Annotated in this window: 18 protein-coding genes, 1 tRNA gene and 1 pseudogene; 7 read left to right on the forward strand and 13 right to left on the reverse strand. The window is 61.6% G+C overall.

Annotation, left to right across the window (positions count from 1 at the left end):
- Positions 1-52: 52 nt before the first annotated feature.
- The 4 genes from CHR90_RS02820 to CHR90_RS02835 form a co-directional block, all read right to left on the reverse strand.
- Positions 53-1,165, reverse strand: a complete 1,113-nt coding sequence (locus CHR90_RS02820; protein WP_094407465.1) for an ABC transporter ATP-binding protein — start codon at positions 1,163-1,165, stop codon at positions 53-55.
- 4 nt (positions 1,166-1,169) lie between these two features.
- On the reverse strand, positions 1,170-2,057 hold the full coding sequence (locus tag CHR90_RS02825; RefSeq protein WP_444542356.1) for a carbohydrate ABC transporter permease: 888 nt from the start codon (positions 2,055-2,057) through the stop codon (positions 1,170-1,172).
- The gene (locus CHR90_RS02830) at positions 2,050-2,925 is read right to left on the reverse strand and encodes a carbohydrate ABC transporter permease (RefSeq protein ID WP_094407466.1); all 876 of its coding nucleotides are present in this window, start codon (positions 2,923-2,925) and stop codon (positions 2,050-2,052) included. The genes CHR90_RS02825 and CHR90_RS02830 overlap by 8 nt, the downstream gene beginning before the upstream one ends.
- A gap of 132 nt (positions 2,926-3,057) precedes the next feature.
- Positions 3,058-4,329 (reverse strand): ABC transporter substrate-binding protein, encoded by a 1,272-nt coding sequence (locus tag CHR90_RS02835; protein ID WP_094407467.1) that lies wholly within the window; start codon positions 4,327-4,329, stop codon positions 3,058-3,060.
- Between the two features lie 361 nt (positions 4,330-4,690).
- On the opposite strand from CHR90_RS02835, the gene CHR90_RS02840 reads away from it, so the two are divergent.
- Positions 4,691-7,483: a DNA translocase FtsK gene (locus tag CHR90_RS02840; protein ID WP_229671619.1), complete on the forward strand. Its 2,793-nt coding sequence runs from the start codon at positions 4,691-4,693 to the stop codon at positions 7,481-7,483.
- A 194-nt stretch (positions 7,484-7,677) separates the two neighbouring features.
- Positions 7,678-8,145, forward strand: coding sequence for an arsenate-mycothiol transferase ArsC (locus CHR90_RS02845; protein ID WP_094407468.1), 468 nt, complete (start codon positions 7,678-7,680; stop codon positions 8,143-8,145).
- Between the two features lie 10 nt (positions 8,146-8,155).
- Here CHR90_RS02845 and CHR90_RS02850 read toward each other — a convergent pair whose 3' ends face one another.
- The 7 genes from CHR90_RS02850 to CHR90_RS02880 all read right to left on the reverse strand — a co-directional run bounded on the left by CHR90_RS02850 (position 8,156) and on the right by CHR90_RS02880 (position 17,255).
- Positions 8,156-9,517: a globin-coupled sensor protein gene (locus tag CHR90_RS02850; protein WP_094407469.1), complete on the reverse strand. Its 1,362-nt coding sequence runs from the start codon at positions 9,515-9,517 to the stop codon at positions 8,156-8,158.
- Between the two features lie 143 nt (positions 9,518-9,660).
- On the reverse strand, positions 9,661-10,776 hold the full coding sequence (locus CHR90_RS02855) for an FAD-dependent oxidoreductase (RefSeq protein WP_094407470.1): 1,116 nt from the start codon (positions 10,774-10,776) through the stop codon (positions 9,661-9,663).
- 425 nt (positions 10,777-11,201) lie between these two features.
- On the reverse strand, positions 11,202-12,089 hold the full coding sequence (locus CHR90_RS02860; protein ID WP_094407471.1) for a LysR family transcriptional regulator: 888 nt from the start codon (positions 12,087-12,089) through the stop codon (positions 11,202-11,204).
- 47 nt (positions 12,090-12,136) lie between these two features.
- Positions 12,137-13,102, reverse strand: coding sequence for a thioredoxin-disulfide reductase (trxB, locus tag CHR90_RS02865; protein ID WP_094407472.1), 966 nt, complete (start codon positions 13,100-13,102; stop codon positions 12,137-12,139).
- Between the two features lie 92 nt (positions 13,103-13,194).
- Entirely contained in the window at positions 13,195-14,502 is a 1,308-nt protein-coding gene (locus tag CHR90_RS02870) for a phosphatase PAP2 family protein (protein WP_094407473.1), read from the reverse strand.
- A gap of 4 nt (positions 14,503-14,506) precedes the next feature.
- Complete coding sequence (locus CHR90_RS02875; protein ID WP_094407474.1) at positions 14,507-16,240, reverse strand: ArnT family glycosyltransferase; 1,734 nt, start codon at positions 16,238-16,240, stop codon at positions 14,507-14,509.
- A gap of 7 nt (positions 16,241-16,247) precedes the next feature.
- Complete coding sequence (locus CHR90_RS02880; RefSeq protein ID WP_170941267.1) at positions 16,248-17,255, reverse strand: mitochondrial fission ELM1 family protein; 1,008 nt, start codon at positions 17,253-17,255, stop codon at positions 16,248-16,250.
- 135 nt (positions 17,256-17,390) lie between these two features.
- On the opposite strand from CHR90_RS02880, the gene CHR90_RS02885 reads away from it, so the two are divergent.
- The gene (locus CHR90_RS02885) at positions 17,391-17,882 is read left to right on the forward strand and encodes an Lrp/AsnC family transcriptional regulator (protein WP_094407476.1); all 492 of its coding nucleotides are present in this window, start codon (positions 17,391-17,393) and stop codon (positions 17,880-17,882) included.
- 58 nt (positions 17,883-17,940) lie between these two features.
- Here the strand turns inward: CHR90_RS02885 and greA are convergent, their stop codons facing one another.
- Entirely contained in the window at positions 17,941-18,414 is a 474-nt protein-coding gene (gene greA / locus CHR90_RS02890) for a transcription elongation factor GreA (protein ID WP_094407477.1), read from the reverse strand.
- Positions 18,415-18,729: 315 nt separating this feature from the next.
- Here greA and CHR90_RS02895 point away from each other — a divergent pair, with 315 nt between their 5' ends.
- Together CHR90_RS02895 and CHR90_RS02900 are read left to right on the forward strand one after the other, a co-directional pair.
- The gene (locus CHR90_RS02895; protein WP_094407478.1) at positions 18,730-19,305 is read left to right on the forward strand and encodes a hypothetical protein; all 576 of its coding nucleotides are present in this window, start codon (positions 18,730-18,732) and stop codon (positions 19,303-19,305) included.
- Positions 19,306-19,559: 254 nt separating this feature from the next.
- Entirely contained in the window at positions 19,560-21,167 is a 1,608-nt protein-coding gene (locus tag CHR90_RS02900) for an MFS transporter (protein WP_094407479.1), read from the forward strand.
- Positions 21,168-21,235: 68 nt separating this feature from the next.
- On the opposite strand, the pseudogene lipB reads toward CHR90_RS02900, so the two are convergent.
- Positions 21,236-21,868 (reverse strand): annotated as a pseudogene (gene lipB, locus CHR90_RS02905) (lipoyl(octanoyl) transferase LipB); the annotation flags it as partial.
- Between the two features lie 154 nt (positions 21,869-22,022).
- Here lipB and CHR90_RS02910 point away from each other — a divergent pair.
- Positions 22,023-22,107: transfer RNA gene (locus CHR90_RS02910), tRNA-Leu, on the forward strand.
- 103 nt (positions 22,108-22,210) lie between these two features.
- Positions 22,211-23,272: a hypothetical protein gene (locus tag CHR90_RS02915; protein WP_094407481.1), complete on the forward strand. Its 1,062-nt coding sequence runs from the start codon at positions 22,211-22,213 to the stop codon at positions 23,270-23,272.
- Positions 23,273-23,283: the final 11 nt, after the last annotated feature.

Genomic DNA, 23,283 nt, shown 5'->3' on the forward strand with positions numbered 1-23,283 from the left:
GTTAACATTTTTTTTCGAGAAGCGGCACTCAAAAGTGAGTGCCGCTTCTAATTTAGCCCACCCGCTGTTCCGTCTTCGGATCGAACAGGCACGCCCGCGCCATATCGACCGTGAACTCGGCGACCTCGCCTGCCGTCGGCGCTTCTTTTGGCGGGACGCGGGCGATGGCGTCGCGGCCGCCGAGGGCCAGATAGGTCAGAGTATCGGCGCCGGTTGGCTCCGTCACGCTGACCTGGGCCGAGAAGCGGGCGAAGTTGGGCGGCAGGTTGGTGCCATGCTGGTAGCGGGCTATGGTTTCCGGGCGGACGCCCAGGATCACCTCTTGCCCCACCTTATTCAGCACCGCGGCAGAGGGGGCGGGCAGCGGCAGGACGGAGCTGCCCTGCGCGCCGGTAATGCGCACGCCCACCCGGTCAGCCTCGCTCACCACCTGCGCCGGGATGAAGTTCATCGCGGGGGAGCCGATGAAGCCCGCCACATACATATTCGCGGGCTGTTCGTACACTTCCTGCGGCGGGGCGAACTGCTGGACCACGCCTTCCTTCATAATCGCAATGCGGGTCGCCAGCGTCATCGCTTCGATCTGATCATGCGTCACATAGACGATGGTGGTGCCGAGGCGCTGGTGCAGCTTTTTAATTTCCGTGCGCATATCAACGCGCAGCTTGGCGTCGAGGTTCGACAAAGGCTCGTCGAACAAAAAGACCTTCGGGTCGCGCACCAGGGCGCGGCCCATCGCCACGCGCTGGCGCTGCCCGCCGGAAAGCTGGGCGGGCTTGCGGTCCAGCAGATGTTCCATCTGCAAGAGGGCCGCAACCTTCTTCACCGCCACCTCGCGCCCCGGCTTATCGACGCCGCGCATTTCGAGACCGAAGGCGATATTCCGCGCCACATTCATGTTCGGGTACAGCGCGTAGGACTGGAACACCATGGCGATGTCGCGGTCCTTCGGGTGAACATCGTTGATGATGCGCCCGTCGATCTGGATCGAGCCGTCGGTGATCGTATCGAGGCCCGCGATCATGTTCAGCAGGGTCGATTTCCCGCAGCCGGACGGGCCGAGCAGCACGAGGAATTCCCCATCGGTCAACTCAAGGTCAATCCCCTTGAGGACCGACACATTGCCGTAGCGCTTTTGCACGTTTTTAATGGTGAGCGTCGCCATGACCTTACCCTTTCACCGATCCGGCGGTGAGACCCCGGACGAAATACTTACCGGCCAGCACATACACAACGAGGGTGGGCAGGGCGGCGATAATCGCGGCGGCCATATCCACATTGTATTGCTTCACGCCAGTGGTTGTGTTGACGAGATTATTCAGCGCCACCGTGACCGGGGCCGACGCACCGGAGGAGAAGGAGGCACCGAACAGGAAGTCGTTCCAAATCTGGGTAAACTGCCAAATGATCGACACGACCATGATCGGCGTCGAGATTGGCAGCATGATCTTAAAGAAGATCTGGAAGAACCCGGCGCCGTCGATGGTCGCGGCCTTCACCAGATCATCGGGGATCGAGGTGTAGTAATTGCGGAAGAACAAGGTGGTGAAGGCCAAGCCATAGACCACATGCACCAGCACCAGCCCCGCCGTTGTCCCCGCGAGGCCGAGAACCCCGAGGGTCATCGACATCGGTAGCAGCACGAGCTGGAAGGGGATGAAGCTGCCGAACAGGATCAGCCCAAACAAAAGGTTCGCGCCGGGGAACTTCCATTTGGTCAGGGCATAGCCGTTCAGCGCGCCCATGAAGGTGGAGATCAGCACCGACGGCACGACCATCACCACCGAATTCCAGAAGTAGGGCGCAAGGCCGGTGGCATTAACGCCGACGTTCGCCTTATTCCAGGCAAAGGCCCAGGCATCGAAGCTCAGTTCGCGCGGCAGCGAGATGAGCGAGCCGGAGCGCAGTTCCGCCGCGCTTTTCAGCGAGGTCGAGACCATGACGCCCAAGGGCAGCATATAATAAGCGGCGAAGAGGATCAGCACCGCATACAGGAACACGCGGCCAAAGACGGCATAGCGCCCGCGCGCGCCGGGAAGATCGTGCAGATTAGCCACGTTTCGCCCCCCGCAGTTCGGAATAGAGATAGGGAACGATGATCGCCATCACGGTGCACAGCATCATCACGGCGCTGGCGGCGCCGATATTGATCTGATTGCGGCGGAAGGCCATCTCGTACATGAAATTCGCCGGAAGGTCGGAGGCAAAGCCCGGCCCGCCGCCGGTCAGCGCGACGACCAGATCGAAGCTCTTCACCGCCAAATGGGCGAGAATGACGATGGCCGACAGAAACACCGGGCGGATCGACGGGATGATAATGCCCCAGTAGATGCGCGGCAGGCTGGCGCCATCGAGATAGGCCGCCTTGATGATTTCCTGATCAACCCCGCGCAAGGCCGCCAGAAACAGCGCCATGACGAAGCCCGACGATTGCCAGACGGCGGCGATGACCAGGGTGTAGACGGCAAATTGCTCGTTCACCAGCCAGTCGAAGACGAAATCTGGGAAGCCGAGGTCGCGCACGAAGGCTTGCAGCCCGGTGCCGGGGTTCAGCAGCCATTTCCACGCCGTCCCCGTCACGATGAAGGACAGGGCCATCGGGTAAAGGTAAATCGTGCGCAGCGTGCCTTCGATGCGGATTTTTTGATCCAGCAGCACCGCCAGCAAACAGCCCAGCGCCAAGCAAATGGTGATGAACAGCGCGCCGAAAACGAACAGGTTCGTAATGGCAACGTGCCAGCGTTCGAACTGCCATAGGCGCACGTAAGCGTCGATGCCCACCCATTCATAGCTCGGCAGCATGCGCGAGCCGGTGAAGCTGACGTAGGCCGTCCACAGGATAAAGCCGTAGACGAAGACCAGCACCAGCGCGAAGGTCGGCGCAACGACGATGCGGGACAGGGATGATCGTAAGGAGGATTGCATGGGCGGGCTTCCTAGACATGGCCTAAGGTCGGCGCGGCCCAATCGGCGGCGTCCGGTCCCCTAGGCGGCCCAATATTCTATCGGAAAAAGAAGGGGCGGGGGGCTCCGAAGCCGCCGCCGCCCCGCTTAGGCTTACTTCGCCAGCTTCACCGCATCGGCGAGCTTCTTGGCCGCATCGGCCGAGGTCATGCTGCTGTTGAAGTGCTGGGTCACAACGTCCAGCACCGCACCGCGCACGGCGCCGCTGGTGGCCATTTCATGGGCCATCGACGGCATCAGCGTGCCCGAGGCGATGGTGGCGTTGAGATCGTCCATCGACTTCAGCGCGCAGGCGTCGAACTTATCCTTCGGCACGCCGAGACGTGCGGGGATCGAGCCCTTATAGGTGTTGAAGGTTTCCTGGAACTTTTCGCCGACGATCAGCTTGGCCAGCAGCATCTGGCCCGCCTGCTTATCGTCGCCCTTCACGTTGAACATCGCAAAGCTATCGACGTTCATCAGGTAGCCGTTCTGCGTCGGGGCCGGGGCGCAGAGGAAATCCTTGCCCGGAACCTTACCGGCGGCCAGGAATTCACCCTTCGCCCAGTCGCCCATCAACTGCATGGCGGCGGTGCCGTTCATGACCATCTGGGTGGCGGCGTTCCATTCGCGGCCCGGGAAATCCTTATCCACATAGCCCCGGATTTTGCGCATCTGGTCGAAGACCTTGACCATCCCGTCGGAGCGCAGGGTGGCATCGTCGAGGTCAACGAAGGCCTTCTTAAAGAAAGCGGCGCCGTTCAGGCCCATGACGACGGTTTCGAAGATCGTCGCGTCTTGCCAGGGCTGACCGCCGTGGGCCAGCGGGGTGATCCCGGCGGCCTTCAGCTTATCGGCCAGGGCGTTGAACTCGTCCCAGGTCTTCGGGGCTTCGGTCGCGCCGACCTTGGCCAGAACCTGCGGGTTCGCCCAGAACCAATCGATGCGGTGCACATTGACCGGCACGGCGACATATTTGCCGTTGAACTTCATGATGCTGCTGATCTGGGGCGGCAGAACCTTATCCCAGTTTTCGGCAGCGGCGACCTTATCGAGCGACCCGAGGGCGCCCTGCTTGGCCCAATCCTGAATATTCGGGCCTTTGATCTGGGCGGCGGCCGGCGGATCGCCCGCCAGAACGCGGCTGCGCAGCACGGTCATGGCGGCATCGCCGCCGCCGCCGGCCACGGCCATATCGTTCCACTTACCGCCATTGGCTTCGAAATCGGCCTTCAACGCGGCGGCAGCCTTAGCTTCGCCGCCCGAAGTCCACCAATGCAGCACTTCGGCGTTCGGCTGCGCAGCAGCCGCAAACGCGGCAAGGCCGCCGACGAAGACAGTGGACAGAGCAACGGCGCGCACGCCGCGATGGGTTTTGGTGAGCATCGAAATCCTCCCGAGTGACACGATTGAGCGATGCCTCGCTTCTTGCTGGCCCGCCCCTTGTTGGTCAGGCGATGAAGGCGCAGAACGCCTCCGTCGGGTTCCTAGGTAACACTTCTGCTCAAAAAGACAGCCGATTGCCGTGTTTCAAGCCGGTTTCGACGGTTTGTTTCTGTTACAGACTGTTACAAATTTCGCGCCGCCGCAGAAATCCTACCGCGCTGCACCGAAGGACTGGGCTGTGAGTTCTCAGTTTCTCCCGCGCGAGAACAGGAACCCTGTCATACATTGCTCTTCGCGGTTCGTTCTTCACCTGATATATAGGCATCGGCAGTTAACCTGTTATGCGAAAGGCAAATCGCCGATGAGTCTGCTCACTGCGCCCGCTCCCGAAACCGTGCCGATGCCGGAAGGGGATGCTATCGCCGAAGCGCTGCCGACCTCGGCGGCGGCCTTCGACGCTTGGGTCGCGGCCAAGGGCTATCGCTGCCGATTTTCGCCGCATGTATCGGGCGAGGGCAAGCTGGAATGGGCGCTGCTGCCAGCCGAGGGCGGGGCGCCGCTGCTGCTGACCGGCGAGACGCTGGAAGCGCGGGCGGTGGCCGGGGCGCTTCTGTTTCTGCGCGGGCTGGAGGAGGGGATTAGCCTAGGCCGCGCCCAAGCCCAAGCCGCCTATGACGCCGATCTCGCCGACCGCGACGCCGCCTGCGATGCGCTGCTCGGGCAGGTTTTGCGGCTTGAAACCATCGTCGAGGAAAGCGAAGCCTCCCGTATTGCTGCCCGGGCGGAAGGGGAGCGGGTGCGCCTTGATCTCGAAAGCGATCTCGATCAAGTGCGGGAGGAGTTGGACCAACTGCGCCGTGACCGGATCGCGGCGGAACAATCCTTGGCGGCGCTGACCGAGTCGCGCAAAGGGGCGGAAGCCGCGCTCGAAGCCTTGCAGGACGAGCGCGCGGTGGCCGAACGGCTGGCGGCGGAAGCGCGGCTGGCGGCGGATTCGCTGCGCCGTGAAGTTGCGCAATTGCGGGAGGAGCTCGACCGCGCCCGCCGCGAAACCGCTGCGGCTGTCGCCCTGCGCGCCGCCGCTGACGCCGCGAAGCCCGAACCGCTGGCCCCGCCGCCCGCGCCTGCCCCCGTCATCGCGGATGAACCCGAGGATGAACCGCTAACCCTTTCGACCCCAGCCCCGCTGACGGAAGAGGAAGAGTTTGAACTGCTGTTGGCCGAGGAAGCCGCCGCCGAAGCGGCCAAGGCGGCCGCCAGCCCCGGCCTGCCGCCGCTGCCGCAGCGCCCGCCGTCGATGGCGCAGATTCTAACGGAAACGCTGAATTCCCCCTTCGCGAGCATTCTGCCGCCCAGCCTGACCCCCAGCCTCGCCCCGGTCGCCGCCCTGGCGGCGCCGATGCCGTTCGCAGCGGCGAAACCCCATGACAGCAGCCTGACGGTGAAGGTCGAGGATCGCGATACCCCCTTCCTGCCGCCGCCGCCGGTGACGGTGGACGCGGAACCGGTCCTCGCCCCCGATGCCGAAACCGATCTGGAAGCGGATGCCGACGAGGCCGAGAGTGACCTGGCGGAAGCGGCGGAAACCACCCCAGACGCGCCTGCCGAGCTTCCGGCAAGCCCGCTCGTCCATCGCGCCTATACGCTGCCCGCCGCCGAAATGCTGACCTGCCCGCCTGCCGACCGTGAACAAGCGGTGGAAGATGAGGTGCTGGATACCAACGCCCGCCAGCTCGAATCCGTGCTGCAGGATTTCAATATCAAGGGCGAAATCGTCGATGTCCGGCCTGGGCCGGTGGTGACGCTGTATGAGTTCGAACCGGCGCCTGGCACCAAATCCTCGCGCATCATCGGGCTGGCGGAAGATATCGCCCGGTCGATGTCCGCCGTCGCCGTGCGCATCGCCGTGGTGCCGGGGCGGACCGTCATCGGCATCGAACTGCCGAACCCGCAGCGCGAGATGGTCTACTTGGGGGAAATGCTGCGGTCGGACGCCTATACCGCGTCCGAAGCACGGCTACCGCTGATCTTGGGGAAAGATATTGGCGGCACGCCGGTGGTGGCCGACCTCGCGAAAATGCCGCATCTGCTGATCGCCGGGACCACTGGGTCGGGCAAGTCGGTGGGTATCAATACGATGATCCTATCGCTGCTCTACCGGCACGGGCCGAAGGATTGCCGGTTGATCATGGTCGATCCGAAAATGCTCGAACTCTCGGTCTATGCCGATATTCCCCATCTGCTAACCCCTGTGGTGACCGATCCGAAGAAGGCAGCGGTTGCCCTCAAATGGGCGGTGCGCGAGATGGAAGATCGCTATCGGGCGATGGCGCAGCTTGGCGTGCGCAATATCGAGGGCTATAACGCCCGCGTTGCCGAGATGGAAGTGACCGGCGAAAAGCCAACCCGCCGCGTTGCCGTTGGGGTTGATCGCGCTACCGGCCAAGCGATTTTCGAAGACCATCCCATCGATCTTAAGCACCTGCCCTATATCGTCATCATCGTCGATGAAATGGCCGATTTGATGCTGGTAGCGGGCAAGGAGATTGAAGCGACGATCCAGCGCCTCGCCCAAATGGCCCGTGCGGCGGGCATTCATATCGTCATGGCGACGCAGCGCCCCTCGGTCGATGTTATCACGGGCACGATCAAGGCGAACTTCCCCACGCGCATCAGCTTCCAAGTGACCAGCAAGATCGATAGCCGCACCATCTTGGGCGATGCTGGGGCCGAACAATTGTTGGGGCAGGGCGATATGCTGCATATGGCGGGCGGCGGACGCATCACCCGCGTTCACGCCCCCTTCGTCTCCGACCAAGAGGTCGAACAGGTCGTGCAATTCCTGAAAAGCCAGGGGGTGCCCGATTACGTCGAAGGCGTCACCACCGAGGAGGAGGAAGAGGATGACCGTGCGGGCAGCCTTGGCCTGTCCGGTGGTTCCGGGGATGGGCCGCAGGACGAACTCTATGATCAGGCGGTGGCCCTGGTCATGCGCGAGCGCAAGGCGTCGACCAGTTTTATCCAGCGCTACTTACAGATCGGCTATAACCGCGCCGCACGGCTGGTGGAGCGGATGGAGGCGGAAGGCGTCGTCGGTGCCCCCAATCACGTTGGCAAGCGCGAGGTTTTGTTGACCGCCCGCCGGGAACTGTAGGCCGTCCTAAGGCTGGCGGGCTGCAGCTATAGACCTGAGTACGCCGTCAGGTTGGGCTAGATTTCCGCCTACAAACGTATTAACTCTCCCTTCATCGCGCGTCTGACAGGATAGCGATAGAGACGAGCCGCAAAAGGCGGCTCGCCTTCACCCCGGCCCCAGAACGGCGGACCTGCGGGGGAAGTGAGGAACGAATGGGCGGAACGCAAGACAATCGGATTAAGGTGCTGTTCTTTTCGGCGGGCAATGCTGTGCGCTCGATCCTGGCCGAAGCGATTTTGAACCGCATCGCGCCCAGCCGTTTTCGGGCTTTTTCGGCAGGCAGCGTGCCGACCTTCTGCCTCGATCCGCACGCGCTGGGATTGCTGCGGGATCTCGGTTACCCCACGGCGCATTTACGCTCTAAAAGCTGGACGGAGTTTCTGGGCGACGGTGCCCCGCGAATGGATTTGGTGGTCAACCTTGGCAGTTTTCTGCCGCTGCATCCCTTGCCCGGCGCGCCGCTGGTGGTGGAATGGCAGATTCCTGCCCCGGCCCGCTGCGCCTTGTCGTTTATCACTGAAGCCCATGCCGTTTACGGGCAACTGGAAGACCGGATCACGCAACTGGCGGTCCAGCCGCTGCGGGCGCTGTTGCAGATCGACGAAACCCGGGCGGCGTAACGCCCGACCGTTAACTGGTTTCGCGGATACGGTGGAGGAAGGCGGCGACTTCCTTTTTCAGAAAATCGGCATTCTGCCCCAGGCTTTGCGCTGTCTTAACAACAGTCTGCGCCGCCCGCCCGGTATCGGTGGCGGCATCGGTCACACCCAGGATCGTGCCGGTAACGCTGGCAGTCCCGCTGGCCGCCTGCTGAGCGCTTTGGGCGATTTCTTGGGTAGCGGCTTCCTGCTGGTCCATCGCCGTGGCGACGACCCCCGCGATCTCGTTGATATGGTCGATGATATTACCGATCTCGCGGATGGCATCGACCGAATGGCGCGTGGCGGATTGGATGGCGGCGATCTGGGTGCCGATTTCCTGTGTTGCGGCAGCGGTTTCGGCGGCTAGCCCCTTCACTTCCTGGGCGACGACGGCAAACCCCTTGCCCGCATCGCCCGCCCGCGCGGCTTCGATGGAGGCATTCAGCGCCAGAAGATTGGTTTGCGCGGCGATCCGGCGGATGAGATCGACGACAGCGCCGATATGATCCGCAGCGGTTGCGAGGCGGGCCACCGTATCGTCGGTAGCATGGGCGCGCTGCGAAGCGTCTTGCGCGATCTGGCTCGCTTCTTCCACATGGCGGCCCATCTCGTGAATGGAGGTCGCCAGTTCCTCCGCCGCTGTTGCAACGGTCTGCACATTGCCGCTGGTCGATTGGGCGGCTGAACTGACCATTTCGGCCTGAACGGCGGTTTCTTCGGCGGCGGCGGCCATCGCCTGCGCTGTGTGTTGCATATCGTCTGCGGCGGTGCCGACCCCGGCGACGACGGTAGCAACCGATTGATCGAAGGCGACCGCGACCTGCGCCAATTGCGCATCGGCGGCGGCTTTATTTTCCTCGAGATAGATCGAGATGGCGAAGTCCATATCCAGCATCACCGCCTTCAGAATCGCCGTTTGCGCCGCCTGGGTTTGCCGCAGCGCGCGGTCGGGGTGCCATAGGCTTTGGAAGTGTTCGGCTACTGCAGCCAGCAGCCGCGTGGCGATGAAGGAATAGCCCGCAATATACCAGCGCGGCTCCAGCCCGATCCGGCTATGGGTCGCGCCGATCCGGCGGACGAGGGCGATATATTCGGCGCTAAAGGTACCATCGACAATCGCCGTCCAATGGCGAATTTGCGCGGCCTTGGCGCGGGCAATCCCCGCCTCGCCGCCGAACAGCGGGGTTAGGCGGGCTTCCTGGCGCACATGATCGTAGAAAATATCCAAAATGCCGGGCAGGCATTTTTGCACCACCGGGCGGGCGGCGGCGAGGGCGCTCTTGGTTTCCGCATCGATCTGCAAAAAAGCAAGTCGGGCCGATATATCGAGTGCGGTATCCGTGGAAACCATGCGCCTTCCTCCCTTCCCCCTAGGGTGGCCGTGCGGGGGTAGCGTTCAGGATATCCGCAGAGCCCCTTGAGAAACGGTTAAGACCGTGTGCGATGCGGCAAAAACACGCGGAAAACGTGCTATGTTGATCCCGCGCGCCGCACTCAGGCCCCCCGCGCCCATAGGCTGACCTCCGCCAGCGTCCGTTTACCGGTCAGCAGATCGGCGGCGGCCTTGCCAATAACCGAGCCGAATTTGAAGCCATGCCCCGAACAGGCGGAGACGGCCAGTAGCTTGTCTTCCTGATGAAAAACGAAGGCTTCATCCGCCTCGACCGTATAGAAACAGACCTTGGGCTCGATGATGCGGTAAGCGTCGAGGTTGCGAATTTGCCCCCGGCACTGCTCGACCACGGCGCGCGCTTCCTCTGCCGTAAAAACGCGCGGCGCGGCGGGGTCGCCGGTCCGGGAAAACCGATGATCGCCGATCTTCATACCGGTGCCGGGGATCGGCGGCACCAAGTAGAACCCGGCGTTGCCCTCGTCGATGCTCAGCATCATCGGCATGCGCTGCCATTGCGCCACAGTTTCGCTCGGTGGGGCGACATAGACGATCAATTGCCGCGATGGCGTTACGCGCGTGGCGAGGCCGGGCAGCAGCTTCGTTACCCAAGCCCCGGCGGCGACGACCACCGCATCGGCGCTAAGCTGGCTCCCATCGGCCAGGGTAACCCGGCCCGCCGTGGGATCGACCGCGGTTACCGGTGTATTGGGGCGAATATCGAGGCCGATGAAGGCCAGATGCCGGGCCAGCGCCTGCACAATCCGCCCGCAGCGCAGGGCGCCGCCGGTTTTTAACCGATAACCGCCATCGGCCACTGCTGCCTCTTCAAGCAGGGGATAGTCGCGGGCGAGCGTGTCGGCGGTCAGCCATTCGATATCCGCGCCAACGCGCAGGCCTGCGCGTTCCAGCGTTGCGACGGTGGCGGCATTCTGCGCATTGCCAGGGCCGCCCAGCACGAGCGTGCCGGTTTCGACATAATGGGTTTCGCCAAGGTCGGCCCATAGTTCCGCCCAAGCGGCATAGGCTTCCCCGACCATGCGGGTGAAGCCGAGCTTGGTACTATAGGGGTAGCGGATCAGCCGGTGATCATCGACGGAGGTGCCGAGCGGATTGGGCAACGGCCCCTGTTCCAGCAGCGTAATCTGCGCGCCCGTCTTGTGAAGCGCCCAGGCCGTCGCCAGCCCGGCAATCCCGCCGCCGACAATAATTACCTGCATGCTCTGCCCCCTTTTGATTGACCAGATTAAGCCAAGCACAGGCGCCCTTAGAACGGAAGAGGTGGAGGTGGGAAATCATGTCAAAAAGATGACAAGTAGAACTGAAGGTCGTGCAGCCATTGTTGCTGTTCGGACAAAAAAAAGCCCCGCGCAAAGGCGCGGGGACAAGTTGAACAGGGAGGCTTCACGTCTGGGAGACGTAGGGTTCAAAAAAAAACCCTTCACCGGGAGGGAACCCGGTGGATTGCTGCGTCGCAACAATCACAAGAAAAGAAATAAGGTCTTGGGCGTTCCAAAACTAGAGCCAAAATTCCGCGCCAGACATGCGCAACCCGCATGTCTTTGTCTCCATCCTAAATGGCGGACAAATGCAAACGCCCCCGCCAACCGGTCATCCGGCAGGCGGGGGCGCGGGCAAACGGCGCTTAAAAGGCTTGGGCGGAAACCTGTTTCAGCAGAAAATCGCGCAGGACCGAAATGCGCTTCGAGTTACGCAGTTCTTCCGGGTAAACGAAATAGGCAGGCACTGCCGGAACTTCAAGATCCGGGAACAAACGCACCAAGCCCGTATCGTCATTGGTCATGTAATCGGGCAGGGCGGCGATGCCGATACCCGACTTCACGGCCCGGAAGATGGCGTAGAAGTTATTCACCTTCAGCACGGCCCGGCTGGAAAAATCATGCCCGCCCGCCTTTAGCAGCCAGTTGACCTCTGGGAAGGGGGCATGCTTCGGGTCGCCATAGCAGATCAGCCGATGCGTGTTGAGGTCGGTCAACTCCGTCGGGGTGCCATGCGCCTTCAGATAGGCTTCCGACGCGACGACGTGGAAGTGGAAGGTCGTTAGATGGCGCTGGATCAGGTCGGCCTGCCGGGGGATGGTCATGCGCACGGCCACATCCGCCTCGCGCATCGACAGATCCAGCTCGTCGTCATCCAGCAGCAGGGTCAGGCTAATTTCCGGGTGGAGTTCCAGAAACTCGTTCAACCTGGGGGCAAGCCATGTCGAGCCGAAGGCGACAGTTGTTGTTACCTTCAACGGGCCTTTCGGCCTGTCCTTGCTCTCGTTCAGCATTGCCTCCGCCATCGCAAGTTTGGCGAAGATTTCCTTGGTAGTTCGGTAGAGCAGCTCGCCCTGTTCGGTCAGAATAAGACCGCGGGCATGGCGATGGAACAGGGGAACCGACAGGCTGTCTTCCAGCCCGCTGATCTGACGGCTGACGGCCGATTGGCTCAAATTCAGCGAATCCCCGGCATGCGTGAAACTTCCCGCTTCGGCAACCGCCAGGAAGACACGCAGCTTGTCCCAGTCCATTTTACCCTCCTGTCTTGCCCGATCCGAACCGGATGGGCCTCTCGTTATTATTCTGCCGCCCGGCTTTGGGCCGGTTGCGCCGCCAGAAAGCGTTCTGCTTCCAGCGCCGCCATGCAGCCCATGCCCGCAGCGGTTACCGCCTGGCGGAAATGCTTATCCTTCACGTCCCCAGCGGCAAAGACACCGGGGATATTGGTCGCAGTCGAATCCGGCGCCGTGACGATATAGCCGTCGGCATCCAACTCCACCTTGCCTTTGAACACCTCGGTCTGCGGCACATGGCCGATTGCGACGAAAACCCCGTCCAGCGGAATATCCTGCACGGCGCCGTCTTGGGTGTGTTTCACCCGCACGCCGGTCACGGTCGCGGGGCTTCCCGCGCTCAGAATATCCTCGACCGTGTGGTTCCACAGCACTGTCACCTTAGGATTGGTGAACAGCCGGTCTTGCAGGATTTTCTCCGCCCGCAGGCTATCGCGCCGATGGATCAGCGTCACATGGCTGGCGTGGTTGGTCAGATACAGCGCTTCTTCGACAGCGGTATTGCCGCCGCCGACCACGGCGACCTTCTTACCCCGGAAGAAGAAGCCATCGCAGGTGGCGCAGGCCGAGACCCCAGCGCCGCGCAAATGCTGTTCGGCGGGCAGACCCAGCCAGCGGGCGGTTGCGCCCGTGCAGATGATGATGCTGTCGGCAAAAAACAGGGTGCCACCGTCGGTCTTGGCACGGAACGGGCGCGCGGTGAAATCCACGTCCGTCACCAGATCATAGACGATTTCCGTGCCGACATGCTCGGCCTGGGCCTGCATTTGCTCCATCAGCCAGGGGCCTTGGATCACATCGGCGAAGCCCGGGTAGTTTTCGACATCGGTGGTGATGGTCAACTGCCCGCCGGGCGTCATGCCCGTCGTCAGAATCGGGTGCAGGTTCGCGCGCGCGGCATAAATCGCCGCCGTATAGCCCGCCGGACCCGCCCCAATAATCAGAACCTTCGTGTGGCGCTGCTCCGCCATTCCTGCAACCCCCGTATTCCTCAACGATGACCCTACCGGGCGTTGCCCGCGCAAACAAGGGGCTGCTGCCCGATTTTCTCTCTTTTCGTCCGTTACTTAGGCACGCGCCACCCCTTTGTCACGAACAGCCGGTGGCACAGCAGCGCCATGCCGGTGCCGACCAGCGACCCTGCCAGAATATCCGCCAGCCAATGGGCATTCGTCGCAACCCGGCTGAAGGCGATGACGGCCGCGCCTGCGTAAGCGGCCCAACCCCAGCGGCGCGGCAGCATAAGTGCGAACGCGGTGGCGACGGCGAAGATCATCGTCGTATGGCCGGACGGCATCGAAACATAGACCGCCTTGGTGGCCGGGGGGCTGAAGGTATAAAGGCCCTGATCGAAGAACAGCCGGGGCCGGGTCCGCCCGATCAGCGCTTTTAGGGCGGAATTGACGATTCCCGCCGATGCACAGGCGGCAAAGAAGAAAGCGGGCGTGCCCAGCCGTTCCTTCCAGCGCTGGCGGGTGCCGGGATCAGCGGCGCGCCACACCATTAGGGCGCACCAAACCGTGATTAATGCCGAACCGACGAGCCACCAAACCCCGAGACCAATATCGGTAATCGCGGTGAACCCCTGCTTCACCGGCTCCGGCAAACCGCGCGCCCAGAGGGCAATGCTGCGGTCAAACGCCAGGATCGAGACCGGGATCAGTGGTAGGACGCAAATGGCATAAAGCCGGTAACGCAGCCCCGGCGTGCGCGTCTGGCGGGCCAGGAACGCGCGGAGCCCAGCCCCCCCCGGCGCGATCATCGCCCAATGCAAAGCCCAAATCGCCCCGCCGACAAAGAACCCGGCGAAGATCACGTCCGACAGAAAATGCCCGCCTTGCAGAATGCGGTTCGCGCCGAAAATCGCCCCGGTCGCCAGCGCCGCGTACACCGCCCGCCGCCGCCATGCCAAGGGGGCGAGTAGGGCCGGGGCGAGGAAGGCAAAGCCCCCAGCAGCATCGCCGGAGACGAAAGCGCAGTTCTTTGGGCATTGGTCGGCGGGGATCAGCGGCGGGGTGAACTGTTTGGTGCCACCAAATTCGACAAGATGCGAAGGGCGGGCGCGGCCCCAATTATCTTTCAGAATCGTATTGGCGAGCAGCCCTGGCCCCACGGCGACCGCGAGGATTAAGAACAACGCCTGACGCCCCGGCAGACGGCGGCTGAACCAACCCAGCAGCGCCCCGGCGGGGATCAGCAGCACCAATGCCGGCACGGCATCGTGCAAGGCTTGGAACGGGAAACTCTGACCGAGAACGAACCCCGCGCCGGGTTGATACCCAAGCGCGGCGACGGCTAGGTCGATCTCGGGAACGGCGAGGAATAGCGCCCCCAGCAACGCGGCGGCGCAGAAAAGAAGCATGGCGCGCATCGGATCATGCCGCGCGCCGGAAGAAAGTCACCGTCACCCAGCGCCCCTTCGAATAGTTGAAGCCGCGCTCGATGGCGAGCGCGTCCACCGTCAGCCCGGCGGCGTCGGCGGCTGCGCGAAACTTGGTGATGTCGCGGTCGCCAATCAAGGCAAGATCGACCTGGCGGTCGGCCAATAATTGCGCGGCGGTCTCGGCATCGGTTAGGCGCGTGGTGGTTTCGGTGAGGAAGACGAGGCTGGGTTCAGCATAGCCCGCCGCCGCCAGCCGGGCACCGGGGTGCAGGCTTTCCGCCATTGCGGCCAGCCCGCGCGAGAGGAAAAAACCGGAGCTTGCGGGCAGGACCGCCGACAGCAACACCCCATAGCCAAGCGCGACGACCGTCACGGCCGTCACCAGGGCATGGGCGGCACTGCCGCGCCAAATCCAGCGCAGCGTCAGCCCGGCCCCAATTACGAAAATTGCGGCCCCGATTAGGGCGATGGGGTTCAGTTCTTGGTCGAAATAGAGGCCAAGGGCGACGGTAACCGCTGCTAGAACCAGCGCAACCAAAGCCCATAGCGCTTGCGAGAGGCGGGCGCTCCAATGGCCAATCGACTCAGCGGCCGCCGTGGCGGCAAAGCGCGCGACTAAGAGGGCCAAGGCAGGATAGAGCGGCAGCACATAATGCGGCAGCTTGGTCGGGATGAGTTCGAACAGCAGCCAGGACGGCAGCACCCACGCCAGAGCAAAGCGCACCAGCGGATCGAACCGCTCCCGCCACGCTGCGCGCGCCGCCGGGATCAGCAGCAGCGTCCCAGGAAAGAAAGTGACGGCCAGCAGCGCCAGATAGAAGCCCGGCGGGGCGCCGTGGCCTTCCTGGCTACCGACCAGCTTGGGCAGCAAATCGCCGCGAATGGCGTCGACGAAGAAATTCCCGCCCGCCGTCGCGCTGCCACTGCCCGGTTGACTGAGGATCGCCAGCGTCCACGGCGCGACGATCAGCACGGTCAGCGGCAAGCCGAGGACGGGGCGCAAGCGCTTCAGCCACGCCCAGGCCTTATCGGAAAATCCAAGCGCCAGGATTGTGGCGCCGACCACCATCGGCACCACCGGCCCTTTCACCAGAATAGCGGCGCCCAAGGCGCCCCAAAACAGCGCGACATAGCGCAGCGGCAGGGCAGTCTCGCCATCGAGCGGACGATAGGCGCGCAGCAGCGCCATCAGAGCCCCGACGGTGCAGGCCAGCAGGCTGGCATCGGTTTTCGCCAGATGGGCTTCCACCACGGTCAACAGCGTCGCCGCAAGCAGCGAGGCGGCCAGAAAGGCGGTGGCCGGGTCGGTCTGGCGTCGCAAACCCGCGAACAACAGCAGCACCGCCGCCATCGCGGCCAGCATCGACGGCAGGCGATAGGCGCCGATGGGGGCATCTTTCCCGCCGAAGAGATGGGCGGAGGCCGCCTGTGCCCAATAGATACCGATCGGTTTCTTATTGCGCGGCTCGTGCTGGAAGGAGATCCGGATATAGTCGCCGCTTTCGATCATCTGGCGGCTGGCCTGGGCGAAGCGCGCCTCGTCGCGGTCGAACGGCGGCAGCGTCATCATTCCCGGCAGGAACAGCACGAGGCAGAGGGCGATTAACCCCGCCCACGGCCCCGCCTGCGCGCGCCACCGTTGCCAACGCGTTTCTTCGCCCGGACGGCGCGACGGCGACGGCCCAGGAACGGGCGAATGGGGTGTTTGGCGCAGCAGTCTGATCATCAGGCGGTCATACGCTTTTCTCGCCACGCGGGGAACCCCCTGCGCGGGTTTTCAGCAGGGTGGCAACGGCTTCCGCAGCTCGGTCGGTCTCATCAAAGGGGGGCGGAACGAAGCCGGGTAGGGTGCCGTCGAAGCGGCGGACCAGCCCCAGCTCTTCCAGCCGGGCATGAAAGCGCGCGAATTTGCCAGGATCGCCCGGCACGTCGATACGATGGACGGGTTTACCGGTACTCGCCGCCTCCGACAGCATCGAGACACTATCCGCTGTGACCAGCAGATGATCGGAAAGGGCGAGGAGAGCAAGATAGGGGTTGGGCGGCGTCCCGTCCCACCAATAGTGCCGATAGGGGGCGAGGGCGATGCGCAGTGCCAGGATCGCGTCTTCCGGGGTGCGGCGCGATGGGGTGATCGCCAGACGAACCCCGGCGCGGGCAAGGGCAGCGAACTGCCCCGCGAGGCGGTCGGTCGTTTCGGTATCGAACCGGTAGCGGGCGCTGTTGCCCCCAAGCAGCACGGCGGCGATTGGGGCGCAGGCGGCGGTAGCCTCGGTATAAAAAGCGGCAAGATCCGGCGGGCAGTCGCGCGCGCCGTCGAGCAGCCGGGCGGCGGAGACGCGGTGTGGCGCCCCATCGAGGGCCAGTAAGTTCGGGGCGCTCAAATTATCGTGGATCGGGGCGATCACCAGATCGAACGCCGCTAACGGCAGGCGCGGGTTCTGTAACGCGACGACGCAGGTGCGCCCGCGGCTTAGCCGCCGTATGGCTGCGGCGGGGGCGACGGCGCTGCGCCCGGCGGCGATCAGCAGATCGGGCCAAGGGGGCGTTAGGGGCGTCTGGAGCCCGCGCACGGCGGTCTGTGGGCCAAGCAATGCCCAAAGCCGCGCGGGCAACCAGCGGAAGGGCACGCGGGCTTTCGCCAGGATTTCCGTCACCTCGGGCGGGACAGGCAGCCGCAGGCTCAAGCGGTCAAGAAGCCCGCGCGCCTGATTGACGGTCCCCGCCTTATCGTCGCTCACAATCCACACCCGCAGTGGGGTGGGCGTTTCTGTCGAAGGGGGCGGCGGGGCTGGCTGCGAATTTGGCATGACGTGACCGAAAGGAGAGGATATAAGAAATTATATGTCCAGAAACCCCAAAAGCGGATCGTGAGAATGCGACAAATCAAGTTGGACCGGATCGATCGGCGGATTCTCCGCGATCTCCAGGCCGACGGCCGCATGACCAATGTGGAACTGGCGCAACGGGTCGGCATCTCGGCGCCGCCCTGCCTGCGCCGAGTGCGCGCGCTGGAGAAAGCAGGTCTTATCCGAGGTTATCACGCCGATATCAACCCCGAAGCCTTGGGGTTCGGTGTGACGGTCTTCGCCCAAGTGGGGCTGTCCAGCCAGTCCGATCAGGATTTGCGCGGGTTTGAGGAAATGGTGTCCCATTGGCCGGAAGTGCGCGAATGCGCGCTGCTGACCGGGGATGTCGATTATCTTCTGAAGGTTGTCGCCCAGGATTGGGAAGATTACCAGCGGTTCCTGACGACGAAGCTGACGGCGGCAAAGAATGTCGCCCACGTTCGCTCGGCCTTGGTCATGCGGACGACAAAGGATCTACCCGGCGTGCCGATTGATATTGATGAGGCCGACGGGCACTAAGCCTGAAAAGCAAAAAGGGCGGCTGCGGGCCGCCCTTTCGCTGTTGGTATGCCCCCGATCACGCGAAGCTAATGCCGACGATCTCGTAAGATTTGGAGCCGCGCGGCGTGGTGACTTCCACCGTATCGCCGACCGTCTTGCCGATCAGGGCGCGGGCAAGCGGTGCCGTGATCGACAGCAGGCCCGATTTGATGTCGCCTTCGTATTGGCCGACGATCTGGTAATTCTGCTCTTCACCGGTATCTTCATCGGCCAGATTAACGCTGGCACCGAACTTCACGGTATTACCGCTCAGCTTCGATGGGTCGATGACATCCGCGCGGGAAATCACATCCTCAAGCTCGGCAACGCGGCCTTCAATGAAGCTCTGGCGTTCCCGCGCCGCCGCATATTCCGCATTTTCCGACAGATCGCCGTGTTCGCGTGCCTCCGCGATGGCGCGGATCACCGCCGGGCGCTCCACCGTCTTGAGATGCTTCAATTCTTCTGTCAGCCGGGCATAGCCGCTGGCAGTCATCGGCACCTTTTCCATGCCCCGTAAACCTCTTCGATCTGGCCCTAGCGTTCCGTCTGCTCTGCACCCAAGGAGGGCGCGGTCGACTGAGTGGGCGCGGAGAATAATGCGCCCGGGCGTCCGTTACAAGTCGCGTGAGGGGGCGCAGACGCGCAGGTTAGCCCGAAGCCCTTGAAAACGAGTCGTTTTCTCCAGAAATCCCGCTGTGAAAGGTTGCTTGCGTTAACCAATGCAGTTCCCTTAAAATGCTATCGGATTTCTCGCGATAGCGATGGGGCGGTGCCCTGTTTTTGGGATCGAGCCGCCGCATGAGGATTAAGGGAACTGCCGCCGATGAGTGACGATAGCCGGTCCCGTTTGGCCCGCGAGCTTTTGGCAACGCTCAAGGTTGATCACGAGCGGTCGCAACGATTCCGGGCAATCAATGACCAGCTCGACGCTGCCGATGCCTTTGATTGGGAAGAGCGGGCGATGGACCGGGGCGGCTCGGGCATGCCGCGCCCCGGTGGGCGCTTGACCGATGGGATGGGGGTTGCCTCACGGGTAGAAAACCAGGCGAAGGACGGTCAGGGTTTGGCGGCGCATCAAAAGCGCGACAACCGCCGCTTTACCGATCCTGTGCTGCGTATCGGCATTTTTCACGATAGTTACGAGACGATTGATTGGTCTTTGGGCGGCGTGATGGTGGGCAATTACGTTGGCGAGTTGAAGGCGAATAATCGGTTTCAAATCACCTTTACAGTTGCTAGCGCCAAAGCCGGTGCAGCCTATTATGCCGCACAGGTGCGCGTGATCCGCGTCGATCCGCGCAAGCGCACCCTATCGCTCAAGTTCGAAAAACTGGCCCAGGGTGCCTTTGATTTCCTGTCGGGTTTGCAGTTGCAGCAAGCGCGCAAACGGGCGCTCTGACCCCCGAAAAGCCTGCGTTTAGGGTTGGCGTGATGCGCCCGTCGGTTGTCCGGCGGGCGTTTTCTTTTCGCGGTGCGATGTGAACGAAAGTCCTATTGGGTGCGACAATCCGCGCGCAATTCTGCCGCATTTCTCTGTCGCGTCCCGTTAGTAACCTCTGTACCGTCTAAATGGATGTTTTGTTTCCGGTGGCCCGCCCAAACGGAAATGAAGCCACCGAACAAACGATAAAGATAAAGTCTAGGGAGTCAGAAATGTCCAGCACGGCACGGGGCGCACCTGCGCACACCGCCGCCGAGGAACGCAAGGTTATTATTGCGTCCTCGCTCGGCACTGTTTTCGAATGGTACGATTTCTATCTGTATGGTTCGCTGGCCGCGACCATTGCAAAACAGTTCTTCTCCGGTGTGCCGGAAACCCAGGCGCTGATTTTCGCCCTGCTCGCCTTTGCCGCCGGGTTCGCGGTGCGCCCCTTCGGCGCAATCGTTTTCGGGCGGATCGGCGATCTTGTTGGCCGGAAATACACCTTCCTTGTCACCATTCTGATCATGGGCGTTTCGACCTTCGGCGTCGGTATTCTGCCCACCTATGAGCAGATCGGCATTACCGCACCGATTATCCTGATCATCTTCCGCCTGATGCAGGGCCTTGCCCTCGGCGGCGAGTACGGCGGCGCGGCGACCTATGTGGCCGAACATGCCCCGCACGGCAAGCGCGGCGCCCATACCGCGTGGATTCAGACGACGGCGACGATGGGCCTCTTCCTGTCGCTGCTGGTCATCCTAGGCTGCCGGAAGTTTTTCGGCCCCGCCGATTTCGACGCTTACGGCTGGCGTGTGCCCTTCCTGCTGTCGATCATTCTGCTGGCGATTTCGGTTTGGATTCGCACGAAGCTGAACGAATCGCCGACCTTCCAGCGCATGAAGGCGGAAGGCAAGCAGTCGAAGGCGCCGTTGACCGAAGCCTTCGGCCAATGGAAGAACCTCAAGCTCGTTATCATCGCTTTGATGGGGGCGGTGGCCGGTCAAGCCGTGGTTTGGTACACGGGGCAGTTCTACGCCCTGTTCTTCCTAACCTCGACCCTGAAGATCGACGGCGAAACCGCCAATTACTTGATCGCTGGCTCGCTGCTGATTGGCACGCCCTTCTTCATCGTCTTTGGTGCCCTCTCGGATAAAATCGGCCGTAAGTGGATCATTCTGGGCGGCATGCTGCTGGCCGTGGTGACCTATTTCCCGATCTTCGGCGGGCTTACCACTTACGGGAACCCGGATCTTGCCGCCGCGCAGGCCAAGAATAAGGTCGTTGTCGTTGCCGATCCGGCGGCGTGCTCCTTCCAGTTCAACCCGACCGGGACTGCCAAATTCACCAACCCGTGCGATTTGGCCCGTGGTGATCTCGCGCGCTCGTCGGTGAACTACATCAATCAGGCCGCGCCGGCGGGTTCTGAACTGGTGATCAAGTTCAACGATGTCGAAGTGAAGGGTTATGATAAGGCCAAGCTGGCCGAAGCGATCAAGAACGCCGGTTACCCGGCAAAGGCCGATCCGGCGAAGATCAACCACTTCATGCTGCTGGTGCTGCTGACCATCCTCGTCATCTATGTGACGATGGTTTACGGCCCGATTGCCGCGATGCTGGTGGAACTGTTCCCGACCCGCATCCGCTACACCTCTATGTCGCTGCCCTATCATATCGGTAACGGCTGGTTCGGGGGCTTCCTGCCGTCGATCAGCTTCGCGCTGGTGGCCATGCAGGGCGATATTTACTACGGTCTCTGGTATCCGATCATCATCGCTGCAGGCTGCTTCGTGATTGGCGCCTTCTTGCTGCCGGAAACCAAGGATAACGACATCCACTAATCGGGTAACCCTCCCCAGGGTTTGACTAGCCCCTCCCGCTGCCTGCGGGAGGGGTTTTGTTATTTGGGTTAGGGCAGATCAGGAAAAATCGCCGGGCGGGTGGCGGCCAGGGCGGCATCGAGATCGGCCAGCGTCGCAGTGATCCCGAGATCGGTAAGCGAGGTCACCCCATGCTCCTGGATACCGCAGGGCACGATCCCGCCGAAATGGGTCAGGTCCGGCGCGACATTGATGGCGATACCGTGCAGCGTTACCCAGCGGCGGATGCGCACGCCGATGGCGGCGATCTTATCTTCGCGCAACGGCCCGCGCTGCACCCAGATCCCGACGCGCCCCGCCCGCCGCTCCCCGATCACGCCGAGGCGGGCGAGGGATTGAATGATCCATTCTTCAAGCTGGGTCACATAGGCGCGCACGTCGCGGCCCCGGCGCTTGAGGTCGAGCATCAGATAGACCACCCGTTGCCCCGGCCCATGATAGGTATATTGCCCGCCGCGCCCAGCGTCATAGACCGGGAAGCGCGGATCAAGCAGGTCTTCGCCCTTGGCGGAGGTGCCAGCGGTATAAAGCGGCGGATGCTGGAGCAGCCAGATCAACTCATCGGCGCTGCCGTCATGAATCGCCTCGGCCCGCGCTTCCATCGCGGCCAGGGCGTCAGGGTACTCGATCAAACCGGGCGAAACGCGCCATTCCATCGCGGGGTATCTTTCAGGCTGGGCCGGAGGCGCCTAGGAGGTAGGGTGCGGTTCCGGGCCGGGCAAGAGTGTTTAGCACAGCCCATAAGATGCCGCTTGCCGTCTGTCTAGGGATTTGCTAAAGCCTTGGCCCCGGGCCGGAAACGGCCCTCCGTGCGATGCGGTCGTGGCGGAATTGGTAGACGCGCAGCGTTGAGGTCGCTGTGGGGCAACCCGTGGAAGTTCGAGTCTTCTCGACCGCACCAAACACAAAAAAACCTGCTGGTTCGCCCGGCGGGTTTTTTTGTGTTTTAGGCGCAATTTACGAATGGTAGAATTTAATATTATTCAATCTCAGCGATAAAAAACATGCTCATTCGGGTTTTGCTGATTTTTATCTTCTCATTTCTCGGTGGAAAGGCTGCCGCCGATGGTCTTCAAACTTGGATGACGATTGACGAGTGGGGAAATCAATCTTTTGTGTTCCTTGATAAGGTGGGAAGGCTCAATATTTCGTGTAACTTACAGAAGAATAGTTTTTTTCAGGTGTCTGACTTGAAAGATATTATATATATCTCGAACAATTCGCTTCTTCTATCAGATGGCTCCGTATGGGTTGTTTATATGGCCCAAAATGATAATTTGGGTCGCAGTATAAAGAATGACATCCTTAATATGAAAGGGGGTGGTTTTGACAAAGAATTGGAGTGTTTTGGGTATAATATTCCAAAAAATATTTATCTTAAAAAAATTATTAAAAATGGAGTTAAGAAAATTGTTGGAACACCGGCCTTTGTGTTAGCGCTTACCGATGACGGCCGCATTTTAGGGTTTGGTGCCCAAGAAAGTTGGGGATTTGGGGTGCCGACCTATAAAAACATAACTGACGGTGCGGGGGAGTGGATTTGGAATCACGAAAGTGATGATAGTATGACAGTTGAAGATGATATGCGGTTAGGTTTTATGGGGAGCGCATTTCGGAACATATTTGGTGAAATTTATGTGAAAGACTTCAATAGTCTTGACGAAGAAGTTACTGATATCGCTGCGAGCACATCCATTTTTGGAGCTATTACAAAGTCAGGAAAAATTTACGTATGGGGTCAAAAGGATAGATATGGAATTTCTGCTCAAAGCTCAGAAGAAAATATTTCTAACACAATTTTGTATAAGATACTGCATTCAATAAACTGTCCGACGCGTTTGTTTTTTGGAAAGCAATATATTTACGTTGTAGATAACGTTGGTGTCACGTGGATGTGGGGTGGCATTGAAAATAAAATTTATGACTTCCCTCATAGTATTGAGGAGCCAGAGGTTTTTAAGCCTGGTCAAATCACGTCAAAGAAGCCGGTCATGGCTCCAATATCACTTGAATTTGACGGCAGATCGAAAATTGGTCACCTCGAATTACCGTGCGTTTTGCCGTAGCGAGAGAAGCT

The organism is Elstera cyanobacteriorum, from assembly GCF_002251735.1.
In the GTDB taxonomy this organism is placed as follows: Bacteria; Pseudomonadota; Alphaproteobacteria; order Elsterales; family Elsteraceae; genus Elstera; species Elstera cyanobacteriorum.

Bases quoted from the DNA above. Each gene is read 5' to 3' on its own strand.
- CHR90_RS02820 (WP_094407465.1), bottom strand. From the start codon at position 1,165: ATGGCGACGCTCACCATTAAAAACGTGCAAAAGCGCTACGGCAATGTG.
- CHR90_RS02830 (WP_094407466.1), bottom strand. From the start codon at position 2,925: ATGCAATCCTCCTTACGATCATCCCTGTCCCGCATCGTCGTTGCGCCG.
- CHR90_RS02835 (WP_094407467.1), bottom strand. From the start codon at position 4,329: ATGCTCACCAAAACCCATCGCGGCGTGCGCGCCGTTGCTCTGTCCACT.
- CHR90_RS02840 (WP_229671619.1), top strand. From the start codon at position 4,691: ATGAGTCTGCTCACTGCGCCCGCTCCCGAAACCGTGCCGATGCCGGAA.
- CHR90_RS02845 (WP_094407468.1), top strand. From the start codon at position 7,678: ATGGGCGGAACGCAAGACAATCGGATTAAGGTGCTGTTCTTTTCGGCG.
- CHR90_RS02850 (WP_094407469.1), bottom strand. From the start codon at position 9,517: ATGGTTTCCACGGATACCGCACTCGATATATCGGCCCGACTTGCTTTT.
- CHR90_RS02855 (WP_094407470.1), bottom strand. From the start codon at position 10,776: ATGCAGGTAATTATTGTCGGCGGCGGGATTGCCGGGCTGGCGACGGCC.
- CHR90_RS02860 (WP_094407471.1), bottom strand. From the start codon at position 12,089: ATGGACTGGGACAAGCTGCGTGTCTTCCTGGCGGTTGCCGAAGCGGGA.
- trxB (WP_094407472.1), bottom strand. From the start codon at position 13,102: ATGGCGGAGCAGCGCCACACGAAGGTTCTGATTATTGGGGCGGGTCCG.
- CHR90_RS02870 (WP_094407473.1), bottom strand. From the start codon at position 14,502: ATGCGCGCCATGCTTCTTTTCTGCGCCGCCGCGTTGCTGGGGGCGCTA.
- CHR90_RS02875 (WP_094407474.1), bottom strand. From the start codon at position 16,240: ATGATCAGACTGCTGCGCCAAACACCCCATTCGCCCGTTCCTGGGCCG.
- CHR90_RS02885 (WP_094407476.1), top strand. From the start codon at position 17,391: ATGCGACAAATCAAGTTGGACCGGATCGATCGGCGGATTCTCCGCGAT.
- greA (WP_094407477.1), bottom strand. From the start codon at position 18,414: ATGGAAAAGGTGCCGATGACTGCCAGCGGCTATGCCCGGCTGACAGAA.
- CHR90_RS02895 (WP_094407478.1), top strand. From the start codon at position 18,730: ATGAGTGACGATAGCCGGTCCCGTTTGGCCCGCGAGCTTTTGGCAACG.
- CHR90_RS02900 (WP_094407479.1), top strand. From the start codon at position 19,560: ATGTCCAGCACGGCACGGGGCGCACCTGCGCACACCGCCGCCGAGGAA.
- CHR90_RS02915 (WP_094407481.1), top strand. From the start codon at position 22,211: ATGCTCATTCGGGTTTTGCTGATTTTTATCTTCTCATTTCTCGGTGGA.